A 16,871-nucleotide genomic window follows, 5' to 3' on the forward strand; every position below is an offset into this window, starting at 1 on the left:
CACACGTCTAAACAGTTCATTTTTTTCATTAGGGCTTCTTCCTTTCTTAATTTATTTTTTAATTCAGTGTAAGAGAACTCTTACATCTGCGTAGACACATCTTATCAATCCCTTTTTTATTTGTCAACTAAAATTTAAAGAAGCAAAAAATCCAAACCAATCACATGTTTCTTCAATAAACTTATTTGGTTTATATAATTTTTGGAGGAATAGGATTGCTTGTGGCCGTGCACTGGATTCAATGAGAATTATAAACTCGTACATTCCAGAATAAATTTCCAACTTGATGCATCCACACTATTTGACCTAGAGCCACTTGTTTATAAAAAGGTTACCATTTTCAATGAAGATCATTAAAGCAAAACTTAATCAACCTTATTTTAAACCATTTCATACAGATCTTCTGCTGTAATGTAATTTTCAATTAAAGTTGCTTTTTCATCTTCACCTGTTGTTACCAATAAACAGGATGGTGTATCTCTCACACCCATAGCACTTGCGACTTCTTGATCAAGAGTGAATAAATGTTGAACAAATGGAGAATGTAAATCTAATAGAAACATCTCCATATCCAAATCAGCCTGTTCTGCTGACTCAAGTAATATTTTTTTTGAAAGGTTCTTTTTTTTATTGAACATTTTCCTTTGAACAGCTAGTAAAAATGCTCTGCTCTTTTTTTTACCTTGCATAGTAGCAGCAATAAAGGCTAACGATAAATGAAAACTATCATTGTTCAAAGCATTCCATAAAGCTGTTTCTGCTAGAAGATTATTTTTTTTGAAATATTGGTGTAGCGTATAAGTGTTATGATAAGAATAAATGGTCATTCGTGTATTTTCTTCATAAACATCCATGAACTTAAGTACTTCTTCTTCCATCTTCAGTGAAGCTTTACTGATTGGATTAATAAATAAAAAAATTTCAACTTGTTTAGTTCCCTCTACCATAAAGTGATTCCCCTCAATTCCATATCAACTTATATCTACACCATAACAGTAATTAGCTTGCACAAAAAATTATTTGCTCATTACTATATAAAAAAAGGAATGGGACTATCATTTCAAACTTCTACTGAATTAAAAACTTCCAATATTATTACAAAATAGACATCGTGTTTAAGAAGGGTACCAATAGAATACAAGCAGCCGCTGAGTTGCTTCAAGCACTACTTTATTTCCATCATTTCTACACATTCGTTTCTATTATTTAAAAAAAACCCCAAAAAACATTAGATTTCACTCTAACTTCTCGAGGGTGTTAATCTTGGATATCCATCCTTACTTTTAAATTTATTTAGATAGAATCAAGTCTTCATAGAAAGCCACCTTTGTTGCATTTTGATACGGCATTAACCATATAAATCCGATTCCTAAAGATAAAACAGACAATATGCCCCAACCAATAAAGCTTATCTCTAAAACAAAAAGTCGCCATTTGTGGCCTTTCATTTTATTTTTACTCTCTGTGATACAATCTAGAGAAGAAACTTTTTCATTAGGTACTAGACTTGATTGATCTTTATAAATTAAATAGGCTTGTGAATAAGCATAATATTTTATAATACCGGGTATAATGAATAATAAAGCCCACAATGTAGTGAAGATACTGGATAAGATATAAATCAGAACTACTCTAAGAAAATATCTTTTTGAGAATGCTTGTAATCCATTTTTTATGGGGCGAATTTCCATCTCAGGATTTCTAAACCAATCTAGAAATGTAAATGAAATACCTACTGTAAAAAGAGTCGATAAAATCCCACCGCCAATATTACTTGTTCCGTTTCCATTTCCATTTTCAGATGACATAGAATTAATTAACCAATCCCAAAAGTTTGCATCTACATTATTAGCCAAAATATACACTAAACCCACAAAGAAAAGCGTTACAATAACAAAGATTACCGTTGGAATAAGATTTAATAAAATTGCATCTTTCCATCTTCCTTTAAGTAGTGCTTTAGCATCATTTTTCAATTCAATTCTTGTCTTATAACTACCCATTTTTAATATTCTCCTTAGATGAATTATTTCTTATCGTTTATAAAAAAAGTATTTATTACATATCTTAATAGAACTAGTTTCCTTTACTATAAAGATTTATCTTCCGCTTTTGATTGTTTTCCCATTATAATTTTTTTCAAGTTTGTTTTATAAAAATCTTTATAGGAACTGATATCACTCTGTAATAATTTCAATCCTATTTTATAATATAACGGTAATTTTTTATCGTTATCAATTTCTGTTTGGTAGAGTTGAATATCTTGTTGAAGCCTTTCTTGAAAAATTTCTGCTTCTAGCGAATCGGGAGCTTGACTTAATTTATATCCAACAGAATTTATACTTTCAACAAGCTTTCGCAAGCCTTCATGTTTTAATTCAGGAAAATCTTTTTTTACCAGAGCATATAATTTCTCAGTCTCAGTTAGAATATCATAATATTTTGGTGAAAAAGTGCTATTGATAATGGTATTTGATCTTCTGATATAATGATAACCAACACTATTCGTTACAATTGTCTTACTAGATATTTTGGCAAGCTTATAAGTCGTCACGATATCCTCAAAAATTTTCCCCACTGGAAAAGAGACTTCTAAAAATAAACTATGATGATAAATTTTATTCCATGTATAAAAAGCTACTCCTGAAGAGCCAAATATTAATTCAATCAACTCTTTTGGTTCAGTAATAATTTTATTTTTACTATGTTTTTTAGGAACTCTGATTTTGCCATATACTTTATCAAAGTTCATTACATACATCGTCATATCCGGGTGTTGAATTCTTTCTTTATGGAAATTCAAAAAAACTTCTTCATCAAATCGATCATCACTGTCGATAAACGCATAAAACTCTCCAGATGCCGCTTTTATTCCTTGATTTCTAGCAGCTGATAATCCTTTATTTACTTGATGAACAACTTTAATACGCTCATCTGTTTTTGCTAATAAATCACAAATTTCCGGCGAGCTATCTGAAGAACCATCATCAACCAAAATAAGTTCAAAGTCGCTATATTGTTGTTGTAAAACGCTTTTTACCGCATCTCCTAAAGTTGCGCTTGTATTGTATACAGGCATAATGACGCTTAGCAACATATTTTTTCCTCCTTGAATACTGTAAATCCTTTTTTCTTGCTAGGTTATTTCTCAATTCAAACTTTCTTAAATTGCTTTAACACTTCCACCATCAATCATCAAAGCTGATCCTGTAACGTAGGTGTTTACATCTGAAACAAGAAAGACAACAAACTTGGCAAATTCTTCTGGCGTTCCATAGCGGCCAAGTGGAATAGAGTCTTCTATCCTTTTTGTAACTTCTTCCCTAGATACATTCTGTTTTTCAGCTATCCTTTCATCCAACATTGCGATTCTATCCGTTGCAATTCGTCCAGGTGCAACAGTATTTACTAGAATGTTGTACGGGCCTAACTCCTCGGCTAACGTTTTACTAAGACCCAAAATACCAAGACGAAATGTATTTGATAATATTAATCCTGAAATCGGTTGTTTAATTGATGAAGAAGCGATATTAATAATTTTACCACCATTTTCTTTTAAATCCGGCAATACTTCACGAATAATGCGAATATAACTCAATAAATTCAGTTGGAAAGAATTTTCCCAATCTTTATCCGAAAATTCTTCAAAAGAACCTGTCGGAGGCCCACCAGCGTTATTGATAAGAATATCAATAGGTCCAAGAACTTTTCTCGTTTCTTTTACGAGTTGCTGAATATCTTCGATTTTAGTAATATCAGCAGGGTGAAAAAAAACTTTTCCTTTTCCAATTGCGTTTAGTTCCTCTTGCACGTTTTTTAATTTCTCGGCATTCCGACTTGAAATCATTACATTTGTTCCTTCTTTTACCAATTCAGTTGCTACTGCTTTTCCTAATCCTTGACTTGAAGCTATTACTAATGCTGTTTTACCTGCCAAATTTAAGTCCACTAAAAACTCCTCCTTTAATTTATTCATTATCTCTTATCTTACTTCATTTTTTCATAATCAAGTACAAATGTAAACTTTTACCTTGAAGTATTGCTCAAATGCTTCATTCTTTCATTTAATTAATGGCAGTGTTATAATTTATTTGTTTAAGAAAAGGTTCCCATAACATCTGTTAATTAGTTTTTTTAATATTTTTATTTTTCTTATACACTTTTTTTTAGAAAGGATTGTTTTATTATGCCATCGTCCATTGAATCACAGACATTTATTCCTGTTTTATTAGGAGGAAACTTAGGTGCCTATAGTACAGCAAGGTCTTTTTATGAAGCTTATAAAGTAACCTCTCTTGTTTTATGTACTATGGTTACTGGACCAATCGATCATTCTATCTTTATTGATCCCGTAGTTGAGCCTAAAATGATGCAACCTGAGGTATTGATAAATTTGCTAAAAGATATCGATACACGCTACCCAAATAAAAAAAAGATCCTCTTAGCTAGTTCAGACAACTCGGTTGAACTGATTATCAATCACAAAGAGCTTTTCCCCAGTGATTGGATTATTCCTTATGTAGACAAGAAGATTTTTTATCATGCAACGAATAAAGCAAGTTTTTATGACATTTGTGAAAAAGAGGGAGTCCCTTATCCTAAAAGTTTAGTGATAAGCGAATATAAAGAACAGCTACCATTCGACTTCCCCATTATCATCAAACCGACTAATAGCATGAAATATCATTCAATTGACTTTCCAGGTAAAGAAAAGGTTTATATTTGCGAAACTCCCGCTGCATACAAGAAAATCATCCAAGATATGAAAGATAATGGGTATGCTGATGAAATTATTTTACAAGAATACATTCCAGGGGATGACTCCTTAGTTGGCGTTGCTACTGTTTATTCTTCTCACGACACCGGAGAAGTAAAGGTGGTTGCTTTTGGACAAACATTACTTGAAGACCATACACCCTCAGCTATTGGAAATCACCTTGCTATTTTAACAAGAAAAGAAGATCAAATCGTTAGAGATGTAACTAAATTAGTCAAAGCTACTGGGTGGACAGGCTTTTCTAACTATGATGTTAAATATGATTCCCGTAATCAAACTTATAAGTTTTTTGAGCTTAATGCTCGTCTTGGTCGCAGTAATTATTATGTGACTGCTGCCGGTAAGAATGTAGCTGTTTATTATGTAAAAGATTTTATTGAGCATGAATTTATTGACTATTCTGTAGCGGATAACCAAATTTTGTACTCAGCAGTACCAAAGAAACTATTATTAGACAATATCCATTCAAGAGAAACAAAAAACATTGTTCAACAATTGTATAAAGCTAAAGAAGTCTTTCATCCTTTAGCTAGCCAAGATGAACCAAGTATAAAACGCAAACTCTATGTAAAAATCGCCACACTAAACTACTTTAAGAAGTTTAAAACTTATCCACAACCTCATTAATCTTCTGTTTCTATCTCAAAATAGGAAGGTCGTCCTAATTATGAAGAACTTTTTTGCTATCTTAGGCGGTATGGGCACACTAACAACCACTAACTTTTTAGTTGAATTAAACAAAAAACACAATCCAAAAAAAGATCAAGACTTCTTTAATTATATTTTATTCAATCATGCTGAAATTCCAGATCGTACAGCGTATATCCTTGACCATTCAACTCCTAGTCCATTGCCTGCATTGATTGAAGATATTGAGAAAATCAACCTGTTACAACCAGATTTTATTGTCATGCCGTGTAACACTGCTCATTATTTTATTGATGATTTAAAAGAAGCTACATCTATTCCTATTATCGATATGATTAAAGAAACCGTTAAAGCGATCCCCTTTCCAGCTCATTCTAAGAAAAAAATTGGTTTAGCTGTAACCCAAGGAACATTAGAAAGCCAATTATACCAGCTTGAACTTCTCTCCAAAGGCTACGAAGTCATTTTACCAGATCTTATCCAGCAGAATAAAATCAATCAATTAATTTATACTTTTATAAAAGAACAAGGCATTATCAACCTTTTGCTTTATGAAGAAATTCTCGAAGATTTTAAGCTAATGGGAAGTGATGTCACACTATTAGGATGCACCGAGCTTTCATTAGCCAACAGCCATGATCCATTAAAAAGATTTCCTGTTATTGATGCCGAAAAAATCCTTATAGATAAAACTTTTCAACTAGCTCAGGAATTGAAAGTAAGAGATAACAAAGCCCTTATAAATAGTGATATAGTTTGACTGTTACTAAAAAGAAATAAGTTTCAGCTTACACTTATACTTATTGAATAGACGCTTTATTTCTAGTATATGTCGCTAAAAACATACTGTAAATAATTACTGTTTTAACAGCAATTATTTCTAGTATGTTTTTTTATAGATAACAACCGCTTCTCCATCGTTTCTCCATAAATTCACGTTATACTATTATATATAACCAAATAAGGGGGAATTATAGTGAAAAAAAACAAACTAATTACACTATTCCTATTTTCTTTGATTTTATTAATTGTTGTTTCCATTATTTTAATACTAAACTTTAACAAATCAAATCCTTCCTTAACTAATAATGAGAATAGAACAGGAATGTTCAATAATGATACAAATTCTACGATGGGAAATGGTCAGATGAGATCAAATGATACCGCTGACATTATCGATGATTCTCAGATCCAGAATAAACTTAAACTGCCGCCACTTTTGGAAAGTGACCAAGAAACCTCAACAGATATTTCTTATACACTAACGGCCCAAGCAGGAACAACCGCATTCAAAGATGGGCCTTTAACCGAAACGTATGGGTATAATGGTTCCTATCTCGGTCCTATTTTACGCATCCGCAAAGGTCAAAATGTGCATCTTACTACCGTCAATAAATTAAATGAAAATACTTCTTTTCATTGGCATGGTTTACAGATACCCTCCAATGTTGACGGTGGCCCACATAGCCCCATTCAACCTAATGGAACAGCAACCGTTGATTTTACAGTGATGCAAGAAGCTGCGACTTTGTGGTTTCATCCCCATCCTGAAGGTCGTACTGGTGAGCAAGTCTATAATGGATTAGCTGGATTAATTTATATCGAAGACGAAAATTCTGATGCATTAGATCTTCCCAAAGATTATGGGATAAATGATTTTCCAATCATTGTTCAAGATCGTTTCTTTGATGAAAACAATCAATTCAACTATCAAGATATCCGAAACATGAACGGTACTAATGGAGATACCTTATTAGTGAATGGAACCATAGGCCCTTATATAGAAGTGAAAAATGAACGATTAAGGCTACGTCTTGTCAATGGTTCAAATGCACGTAATTATCAGTTTAATCTATCAAGTGAGGAAAATTTTTATCAAATCGCCTCTGATGGAGGGTTTTTAAATGAACCCGTACAAATGGATACTATTCAATTAGTTCCTGGCGAAAGAGCCGAAATTGTAGTTGATTTAAGTGCTTATAAAAATGGTGATACAGTACAAGTGCTGGACGGAACTGCTGAAACTCTTTCTATAAAGATTGTTGAAGAAATAAATTCTGAAGCTGGATCATTACCAAAAACTTTAAATGATGTATCAACTAATTTTGATAACATTTCTGTTCCAGATAAAGAACTAACCTTCAGTGGTATGGGAAATATGGTTGCTATTAATGGAAAACAGTTTGATATGAATCGGATAGACTTACGAGCAAAAAAAGGAATCACAGAAATATGGGAAATAACTAATTTAAGTGATATGATGAGTAGAATGATACATCCCTTTCATTTACATGGTGTTCAGTTCAAAGTATTAGACCGGAATGGGGAAGTTCCGCCTCTAAACGAACATGGATGGAAAGATACGATTGCATTATATCCTGGGGAAACAGTTCGTATTGCAGTTGAATTTTCAAAAAAAGGTATTTTCATGTACCATTGCCACATTCTTGAACATGAAGATAATGGAATGATGGGACAAATACTTGTAGAATAATGGTTTAAAAAAAGTTATAGAGAGATTAATGGGGGCAGTGAAATTTGAAAATTTTAATTGTAGATGATGAACCGAAAATATTGGATATTGTAGAAGCTTATCTCCATGCAAAAAAATTCCAAGTATTCCGAGCTTCTAACGGAACAGAAGCAATGGAAAAATTTGAGTTGGTGCAACCGAATCTAATTGTGTTAGATCTTATGTTACCTGATATATCTGGGACGATTATTTGTCAGAACATACGAAAAACATCTGACGTTCCTATCATTTTGCTGACTGCAAAATCAACAGAAAATGATATTCTAACTGGTCTGCAGATGGGAGCTGATGATTATATCGTAAAACCTTTCAGCCCCAAAGAATTAGTGGCGCGTGTAGAAACTGTTCTGCGTCGCTCAGCTTCACCTGCTGCACCAGAAATTAAGTGGTCATTTGATAAAGGCATCCTGGTGATTTATCCTGAGAACAAACAGGTTTTTAAAAACCAAAAGGAAATTATATTGACCCCTACTGAATTTGAACTGCTAGCATTACTAGCTTCCCATCCAAAACAAGTATTTTCTCGAGAGCAATTATTAGAAAATGTAAAAGGTCTTGAATTTGACGTTCTTGATCGCATTATTGATTCTCATATTAAGAACTTACGACAGAAAATTGAAGATAATACACGACAGCCTTATTTTATACTGACGGTTTATGGCATGGGCTATCGATTTGGTGGGAGAAAAAATGAATCGTACAATTAAATGGCAATTTATAGTTTCATTTGTCTCTATTTCTTTCATTATAATTGGCGCATTTAGTGTGATGACGCTAAGTCTAATGGATAATCACTTTGCAAAATATGTTGCTGAAAGACAAGAATCTGAACTGCTAGAATATACCACCAACTTAGAAAGATTTTACGCCGAAAATGATGGTTGGCCAACAACTGCTGCTTTTGATTCAATTGGATTGGAGTCATTACACAATTCAGTTATCTTGAAAATATATGACACTGAAAAAAATTTACTTTGGAGCCCTGCATCTTCAGATATGATGGGTCATAATCAAAAAATGCTGGGAAACAGTTCAAATATGGATAATATGATGGGATCAATAGAAAATACTCCTATAGAAGAAACTATTCCTTTGTTTAACGATGAACAAAAAATTGGAGAAGTTCTCATCAATTATATGGGACCCGCTGTTTATTCAGAACATGACGCTTTATTTATTGCAGATATGAAGAATAATCTTATCCTAGCCGCTATTATAGCGCTAGTGCTTTCTTTCTTTTTTGCTGCTCTAGTTGCGAAAAAAATAAGTCGTCCTATAGTGAAAGTAAAAAACTTTACAAGAAAAATTGCTAAAGGAAATTACTCAAGTTCGTCGCCTGAAAAAACAGCTATTAAAGAAATAGATGAACTTATTGTGTCGGTAAATGATTTATCCATTCAACTTGAAAATCAGCAAGCTATCAGAAATCAATTATCTTCAGATATCGCTCATGAAATCAGAACCCCTTTAACAACATTAAAAGGAAATCTGGAAGCTATGATAGATGGAATATGGGAAGTAACCGATGAACGCCTCCACAGCTGTTACGATGAAGTGAACCGTATCACTCGCCTTATCGGAAGTATTGATACAATTAATGAAATTGAAAGTCAGCAAGATAGTTTAAACAAAACATCTTTCGATTTATATCTTCTTGTAGAAAATATAACAGCTAATTTTGAAGCTTTTTTTGCTAAGAAAAACATTCATTATTCATTGGATGGTCATTCTTTATTCATTACTGCTGATAAGGACAAAATAAGTCAGGTCATTACAAATCTTTTATCAAATGCTGTTAAATTCACCCCATCCAAAGGAAGCATAACTTTAAAAGTTAGCAAAGAAAAAAATCATGCTTTGCTGATTGTAACAGATACTGGAGAAGGCATTCACCCAAAAGAAATCAATCATATTTTCGAGAGATTTTATATGTCTGATCTTTCAAGAAATAGTTCTTTAGGTGGTCAAGGCATTGGTCTAGCTATTGTAAAATCTATCATTAAGGCCCATAAAGGAACTATAACGGCCGAAAGTGATTATGGAAAAGGTTCTACATTTACAGTCATTCTTCCAACCACAAAATAAAATAGTGCACACTAAAAAAGCGTTATACTTTATAGTTAAAGTGTAACGCTTTTTTGATGGATACCAACTAACTCTATATGAATGTTATGGCCTTTATTGCAGATGTTTTTTTCTTTCCAAGTATTCTTCTTCAGAAATATTTCCTTTTGCATATTCTTTTTGAAGAATTTCCAAAGGTGTTTCTCTATTTTCACCTTTATTTTGTTGGTTAAGAACTAATTTCCCACCTAAAAATATAACCACAATTAACAATAAAAGCCAGAAAAATCCCATATACATCATTGCTCCCATTCCTCCTCTATTAAAAAAACTAAAACATTCAAACATGACAATTCCTCCTTTAAATCATTAAATTTTTTATCCAACTTATTAAGCTGATTCAAAACTATACAAAAGTACCTTTTATCATATGGCTTTCTATTTAATTAAGATACACCTCAATTGTGTGGATTTTATGTAGTTACACTAAATGTTTTTTATGTGGGTTCTACGCTTGAGTTAACAAAAAAAGTATGGCGTAAAATTTCAGTATGTTAATGAACTACTTACTTACTTATTTATTTCACTTCATAATTTCTGTATCAATTATAAACTAATAATTGTGAAAAATAAAAAAGCCCCCATGGAGAAAATACGAAAAACAGATTACTATACTTTTTCGTATTTTCTCCGGGTAACTTTTCTTTTTAAACCTTTTTTAATTCTGCTATGACCAAACAATCTCATTAAAAAAGTAATAAGGTTGATTTAGGGTAGTGACCTATTTAATCAATTCATAAATAGCTTCTGCGTAAATACTCATTGCATTCATCAAGTCATCGATAGCCATAAATTCGTTGGCTTGGTGCATAGTGTCAATGCTACTAGGGAACATTGCTCCATAAGCTACTCCACGTTCTAACAAGCGTCCGTATGTTCCGCCACCGATACTTTGTTCGTGAGCTTCTAATCCAGTTTGTCTTTGATAAACATCTAATAATGTTTTAACTAATGGATCTTCAGCAGATACATAATGCGGCATTTGTTCTTTGCCACGACTTAGCGTTACGCCGAATTCAGCTAATTTGCTTTCCATTTTGATTTCGATGCCTTCAGGTGTTACACCCTTAGGGAATCGAATATTCACGGCAATTACTCCACCATCTTCAGGAGTAAAAGTGAATACTCCTGGATTCATTGTTAAGTCTCCCATAATGTCATCAATATAATTTAATCCTAGTTTTTCAGCTTTAGTATCTTCATGTAGGTACTCAGTAGTTAATTGCAAGAAATTTTTAGTATCTCCGCCAAATGAATAATGATTTAGAAACGCCGCTAAATAAGTACCAGCATTTACACCTAAATGCGGTGCCATACCGTGAGCAGCTTTTCCTCCAACTTCAATCGTGACTTGAGTACCCTCTACTTCTATTTTTCCTGTGATTGGAGAAATTTCAATAAATTCATAAAAATCTTTTTCGATTTGAGTAGCTTCTTCACTTGTAAAAATAGCTGTAGCATCTTGTGGTACCATGTTTTCACGCAAACCAGCATCAAAACTCAATAATTCATTTTTTCCGCCTTTATTATTTCCTTTTGTATTTACGTAAACAGTAAGAATTCCTTTTTCACCGTTAATAATCGGGAATTCTGCATCTGGTGAGAAACCAAAGTCTGGCGTCGGTTCATTCGCTAAATAATGATCCATACACATCCAGCCACTCTCTTCATCTGTTCCAATAATAAAGCGAACTTTTTTAGAAACAGGTAAATTTAAATCTTTGATCAATTTCAACGCATAATAAGCAGCCACACCTGGCCCTTTATCATCACTTGAACCACGAGCATAGATACGTCCATCTTTGATCACTGGGCTGAAAGGATCTGTTTCCCAGCCTGTTCCAACAGGTACAACGTCAACGTGAGCAAAAACGCCCATTGTTTCGTCACCAGCACCGTATTCAATATGTCCAGCTAAGTTTCCAACATTTTTAGTAACAAATCCATCTCGTTCACCTAAAGCTAGAAATCTTTCTAAAGCTTCTTTTGGTCCTGGACCTACTGGAGCATCAGCGGTAGCTTTGCTATCATCGCGTACGCTGTTAATTTTAAGTAATTCCATTAAGTCTGCTAAAAAATCTTCTTTTCGAGCAGCCGTTTCTTTTTTCCAATCAATTGCCATCTATTCAACACTCCTCAAAATTTTATCTACATGTCTATCATATCACTTTTTGTTTCTAAGACCAACGCCTGGTTCTTTTTTTGTTATCTGCACCATTGAAAAAGATGCGTGCAAAAACTAATTATTCGTTCTATAATCAATGGGAATCATCATAAAAATAGTAGTCATCATTAGGAGGGTCTTAAGTGAAAGAAATAAATCCTGAAACCATTCATGGCATGATCCCAAAAAGAAATAAAGATAGTTATAAAGCAGATTATGGACGTGTACTTGTGATAGGCGGAAATGAAGATATGGGTGGGGCAATCATTCTTACCGCTAGTGCAGCCGTTTACAGTGGCGCTGGATTGGTTACCGTCGCTACAGCTAAAGTGAATCATACGGCTTTACATGCCCGCCTTCCAGAAGCGATGGTTTTTGATATGTATAACGAAGATTGCCTACTTAAAAAACTATCAACAGCGACCGTCATTGTTATTGGTCCTGGTCTGGGTCTTTCTTCTGAATCATTAGCCATTTTAAAATCTGTTTTAAAAACCGTCACAAAAGAACAACGCTTGATTATTGATGGCAGTGCTATTACTTTGATGGCGAAAAACAATTTAAAAACACCAGTAGCTCAAACAACTTATACACCTCACTTAGGTGAATGGCAAAAACTTTCTCACTTAAAACCAACTGAGCAAAATGAGACTTTAAATATTCTGGCTAGAACAGAATTAAAAGCAACAGTCGTTTTAAAACAATCACGAACAGAAATTTATTTTTTAAATGAAGTTTGGAAAAATACTCATGGAAATCCTGCAATGGCAACTGGTGGTATGGGAGATACATTGGCTGGTATGATTGCTGGATTCAGTGCTCAATTTAAAAATAATCGTTCTGCTATCATCACTGCTGTCTTCCTACACAGTAAAATTGGAGATGACTTAGCTAAAAAGCAATATGTTGTTCTTCCATCTCAAATTATTGAAAAGATTCCTAATGAGATGAAGGAATTTTCTACTATGTTTATTTTTTAATCTATTATCCAAAAAAAGGAGAGACCGCTTTATTCATTAGCAGTCTCTTCTTTTTTGGCGAAATAATGCATGCCATATTAATTGTAATCCCTCTTTTTTCCAAGTATACTCATGTATAACAAATCAGTTAAACTATATGAGGAGTGGTATATATGGTAAAACGTATAATTGGAAACTATCCATCTGCATCAGAAGCTTTGCAGGAAATCAATCAACTATTGGCTGAAGGCTACTCGAAAGAATCTATTACTTTAGTAACCAACCCTGATACAGAAAAATCCATCCACAGCCAAACCGATATAGAGATTTTAGTTTTATCCTCGGGGTCAAAAGATGATGAGTCATTAGGAGACAAAATAAAAAAATTCTTTTCCCTAAGTCCACAAGTAGATGATGAGCTGTATTCAGCCATTCCTGATGAAGCAGCTTTAGATGATTACAAAAATGCAATTGAAAAGGGGAGTACTCTTATTCTTGTAGAAATAAAACCTCCTTCCAATACTGCTGAAAACACGTATCCAATCGATATGGATACCGTTAAAGACGATGCTGCGGGGATTTACCCAACTGCCCCAGGCCTAGTAACTGAAGATGACCCATCTAATAGAGATAGTGACGAGAATCAAACATTCACTACTAGAACTCAACACTTAAATTACGATAATGAAGAATCAAACACAGGTATCAACACTGATGGAGACTTAGAGATCGAAGAAGATTTCCCTCCAACAGAATCACCGGATAGGACCGATTCTTATTAAAATAGTTTAAAAAGCAGGGAACTGAGACAATCATCTCAATTCCCTGCTTTTTTTCTTTATGAATGGGTTAATGAATCCAATTCTGCTTTTGTTAGTGGTCTGTACTCCCCTAATTTTAACGTCTCATCTAGCTGTACTTCTCCCATCGACAATCGTTTCAAATAACTAACAGACTTATCTACTGCTTCAAACATGCGCTTTACTTGATGGAATTTTCCTTCGTGTATTGTGACTCGAATGACGGACTGCTCTTTTTCAACATCTATAGATTCGATTTCTAATTTAGCAGATTGACAATTAAAACCATCATCCAACGTTATACCACTCGCAAATTCTTGAATATCCTGTTCATCTACTATACCTTCTATACTTGCTTGATAACATTTATCTACATGTTTCTTTGGTGAAAGTAAGTTATGCGCTAATGTTCCATCATTAGTTAAAATCAATAAGCCTTCTGTATCCTTATCCAACCTTCCTACTGGAAATGGATCCCGTGATTGATCTTGCGGTTGCAATAAATCAATTACTGTTTTATGCACATTATCTGTTGTTGCACTTACGACTCCTTGCGGTTTATGCAACATAAAATATACAAATTCTTGGTATTGAATAGCCTCACCTGAAACAGCAATAGCGTCTTTTTCTGGATTCACTTGCTTTTTACCTTCTTTTTCAACAAGTCCATTTACCGTAACTTCTTTTGATTTCAATACATCTTTCACCGTTTTTCTTGTTCCAAAGCCCATATTGGCTAACAACTTATCTAATCGCATTTACTTTGCTCCAATCTCTAATAACTTATGTAAAAAACTAGTTGAAGCCTTTTGGGTCTCAACTAGTTTTTTTATGACTGTATGTCAAACGGTGTAAATACTTTAAAATAAATTTTTTCTGGAATAGACGTGTTTGCTTGTGAAGCTATGAGATCGTCTGTAAGCCTGTAGTCTTACAAACTTTCAAGCTTCAAATAAACTGTAATCGCTGAAGCGTTAACGGTTTATACTTCACATTGAATCCTATACATAGCTACAAGCAACTCTATTCCTCCAAAAATTTTTGGATGAGTAATAAATTTAATTTGTTATGAACACTAAAATTATAAATTCTTTTTATTTGATACGCAGCTTAGTTCTTAAACTTGCAACACGAGATCCTATTAAGCGATCCGCTAAGCGAGTTTTTAAAGAAGCATACAAATACACCATACCACCAGATCCAGCTGAAATGGCCATCACCAATAATGCACTAGTTCTATTCTCTGAATCCATCACTAAGTAAAGAAGTTCTTTAACTGCAAAAGTCACACTAGCCATTGCTAAGGTGAGAATCAGCATCAATAAGACGCGTCTTAAAATCAGTCCAATATCAAAGTGTGTCACCTTGTACATTTTTCTCAGCATTAATAAAACAGTAATACCAAATCCAAATATATTTGAAATGAACATGCCATTAGTACCTGCCCATGCCAACATTGGGTATTGGGTTGCTAGTTTTACAGCTAACCCAATCGCTAGAGCCAAAAGTGCTGATCTTGTTTGGTTTGCAGCTTGCATCGTTGACCCCATAAGGACAAATAATCCTAAAAATAAACTCATGAATGAGGCAACTTGTAACAGTTCGGTTCCAAAAGCATTTTGTTCATAAAAAACCGTATATAAGGGTTCTGCTACAACAGCCATTCCAATTGTTGCAGGCAGCATGATAAAGAAAAACAATTGCAAACTGTCACTAACTTGACGCGTTAGTTTTTTTAAATCATTCTTAGCCATTAACTCAGAAATCAGCGGCACAGAAGTAATAGCCATCGATCCTCCAAAGGAAATGACAATCATGATCAGCTTATTAACATTTCCTGAAGCTACTCCATAGCTATCAACAATCTCTTTTGGAGTAAAATCCGAAACACGGGTCATAATCTGTTGAAAAGTAAATTGATCAATCATTTGAAATAATGTAATACCAGATCCAATAATAATAAAAGGAACAGCCGTACGAATAATCGATTTGAAAATTTCATTTGTAGAAATAGTCACTTTATTTAAACTTTCAGCTGCGTGCTTATCTAACTCAGGTTTTTTCCGCCAAATAACATAAAACAAATACCCAATACTAAAAACAGCTCCGATAACCGCTGCAAACGTTGAAGCTGACACTGCGCTTACAACTGAGCCATTCCATGTTTTTCGAATCAAATAAACTGCTGCAAGCATAAAAATAACCCGAGCCAATTGTTCAATAAACTGTGAAATAGCTGAGTATTTCATGATGTGATGCCCTTGAATATATCCACGAGTCACACTCATACAAGGAATAATCAGCAACGCCCAGCTAAGAGATCGAATAACTTGTGTGCCATCCTCTACAGAGATGCTTGGACTGCTTGCTGCTACGAAAGGTGCCGCAAAGTACATGATCAACGCTGACACAACACCTGTAACGGCCATGATTTGTAAGCCTTTTTTATAAATATTTCGACTTACTTCATACTCATTTAAACTATTGTAATAAGAAACTTGCTTAGCGATCGCTGAGGGAACACCGGCTGTTGCAATATTTAAAAACAAGGCATAAGGTGTATACCCAATAATGTAAAGAGCATTTGCTGATGCCGCTATACTTGGATTACCCATCCAGGCCATCCACGGGATAATATAAAGGGCTCCTAATAATCTAGATAGAATACTGGCACCGGTCATCCAAGCGGATCCGCTGATCATCTTATCTTGTGAACTTATTTCTTTTATCGGTTGTTTTAATTTATTGTCACTGATTGTATTTTTCGACATGCCTCAAATACCTACTCTCATACTATTGTATACAAGATTCTATTTTACTTCTTAAGTCAGAGGGTTGCAATGCTTAAAGAACATCTACAATGTAA

15 protein-coding genes are annotated in these 16,871 nt (G+C 33.8%); 7 read left to right on the top strand and 8 right to left on the bottom strand.

The window, feature by feature from the left end:
* Positions 1 to 380 precede the first annotated feature (380 nt).
* From BP17_RS10115 to BP17_RS10130, 4 genes are all read right to left on the bottom strand, one after another.
* A complete protein-coding gene (locus BP17_RS10115; RefSeq protein ID WP_035054067.1) occupies positions 381 to 947 on the bottom strand; it encodes a DsbA family protein in 567 nt (188 codons plus the stop codon).
* A 342-nt stretch (positions 948 to 1,289) separates the two neighbouring features.
* A complete protein-coding gene (locus BP17_RS10120; RefSeq protein WP_035054070.1) occupies positions 1,290 to 2,003 on the bottom strand; it encodes a DUF975 family protein in 714 nt (237 codons plus the stop codon).
* 86 nt (positions 2,004 to 2,089) lie between these two features.
* Positions 2,090 to 3,097: a glycosyltransferase family 2 protein gene (locus BP17_RS10125; protein ID WP_035054072.1), complete on the bottom strand. Its 1,008-nt coding sequence runs from the start codon at positions 3,095 to 3,097 to the stop codon at positions 2,090 to 2,092.
* Between the two features lie 66 nt (positions 3,098 to 3,163).
* Positions 3,164 to 3,949: an SDR family oxidoreductase gene (locus BP17_RS10130; RefSeq protein ID WP_035054074.1), complete on the bottom strand. Its 786-nt coding sequence runs from the start codon at positions 3,947 to 3,949 to the stop codon at positions 3,164 to 3,166.
* 237 nt (positions 3,950 to 4,186) lie between these two features.
* Here BP17_RS10130 and BP17_RS10135 point away from each other — a divergent pair, with 237 nt between their 5' ends.
* From BP17_RS10135 to BP17_RS10155, 5 genes are all read left to right on the top strand, one after another.
* Positions 4,187 to 5,404 carry a carboxylate--amine ligase gene (locus tag BP17_RS10135; protein ID WP_035054076.1) on the top strand — a complete coding sequence of 406 codons (1,218 nt, stop codon included), beginning with the start codon at positions 4,187 to 4,189 and terminating at the stop codon, positions 5,402 to 5,404.
* 40 nt (positions 5,405 to 5,444) lie between these two features.
* Complete coding sequence (locus tag BP17_RS10140) at positions 5,445 to 6,185, top strand: amino acid racemase (protein WP_035054078.1); 741 nt, start codon at positions 5,445 to 5,447, stop codon at positions 6,183 to 6,185.
* 216 nt (positions 6,186 to 6,401) lie between these two features.
* The gene (locus BP17_RS10145; protein ID WP_035054080.1) at positions 6,402 to 7,919 is read left to right on the top strand and encodes a multicopper oxidase family protein; all 1,518 of its coding nucleotides are present in this window, start codon (positions 6,402 to 6,404) and stop codon (positions 7,917 to 7,919) included.
* A 44-nt stretch (positions 7,920 to 7,963) separates the two neighbouring features.
* On the top strand, positions 7,964 to 8,665 hold the full coding sequence (locus BP17_RS10150) for a response regulator transcription factor (RefSeq protein WP_035054083.1): 702 nt from the start codon (positions 7,964 to 7,966) through the stop codon (positions 8,663 to 8,665).
* The gene (locus BP17_RS10155; protein ID WP_035054085.1) at positions 8,649 to 10,043 is read left to right on the top strand and encodes a HAMP domain-containing sensor histidine kinase; all 1,395 of its coding nucleotides are present in this window, start codon (positions 8,649 to 8,651) and stop codon (positions 10,041 to 10,043) included. Before BP17_RS10150 ends, BP17_RS10155 begins: the two co-directional genes overlap by 17 nt.
* 93 nt (positions 10,044 to 10,136) lie before the next feature.
* On the opposite strand, the gene BP17_RS10160 is transcribed toward BP17_RS10155, so the two are convergent.
* Together BP17_RS10160 and pepV are read right to left on the bottom strand one after the other, a co-directional pair.
* Positions 10,137 to 10,370: an SHOCT domain-containing protein gene (locus tag BP17_RS10160; RefSeq protein ID WP_035054088.1), complete on the bottom strand. Its 234-nt coding sequence runs from the start codon at positions 10,368 to 10,370 to the stop codon at positions 10,137 to 10,139.
* 433 nt (positions 10,371 to 10,803) lie between these two features.
* Complete coding sequence (gene pepV, locus BP17_RS10165) at positions 10,804 to 12,204, bottom strand: dipeptidase PepV (protein ID WP_035054090.1); 1,401 nt, start codon at positions 12,202 to 12,204, stop codon at positions 10,804 to 10,806.
* 185 nt (positions 12,205 to 12,389) lie between these two features.
* On the opposite strand from pepV, the gene BP17_RS10170 reads away from it, so the two are divergent.
* Together BP17_RS10170 and BP17_RS10175 are read left to right on the top strand one after the other, a co-directional pair.
* Positions 12,390 to 13,226 (top strand): NAD(P)H-hydrate dehydratase, encoded by an 837-nt coding sequence (locus tag BP17_RS10170; protein ID WP_035054092.1) that lies wholly within the window; start codon positions 12,390 to 12,392, stop codon positions 13,224 to 13,226.
* Between the two features lie 152 nt (positions 13,227 to 13,378).
* Entirely contained in the window at positions 13,379 to 13,987 is a 609-nt protein-coding gene (locus BP17_RS10175; protein ID WP_035054094.1) for a general stress protein, read from the top strand.
* A 56-nt stretch (positions 13,988 to 14,043) separates the two neighbouring features.
* Here BP17_RS10175 and BP17_RS10180 read toward each other — a convergent pair whose 3' ends face one another.
* Together BP17_RS10180 and BP17_RS10185 are read right to left on the bottom strand one after the other, a co-directional pair.
* Positions 14,044 to 14,763 (bottom strand): pseudouridine synthase, encoded by a 720-nt coding sequence (locus BP17_RS10180; protein ID WP_035054096.1) that lies wholly within the window; start codon positions 14,761 to 14,763, stop codon positions 14,044 to 14,046.
* A 336-nt stretch (positions 14,764 to 15,099) separates the two neighbouring features.
* The gene (locus BP17_RS10185; RefSeq protein WP_035054098.1) at positions 15,100 to 16,776 is read right to left on the bottom strand and encodes a putative polysaccharide biosynthesis protein; all 1,677 of its coding nucleotides are present in this window, start codon (positions 16,774 to 16,776) and stop codon (positions 15,100 to 15,102) included.
* Positions 16,777 to 16,871: the final 95 nt, after the last annotated feature.

It is taken from the genome of Carnobacterium pleistocenium FTR1 (assembly GCF_000744285.1).
Lineage (GTDB): Bacteria > Bacillota > Bacilli > Lactobacillales > Carnobacteriaceae > Carnobacterium_B > Carnobacterium_B pleistocenium.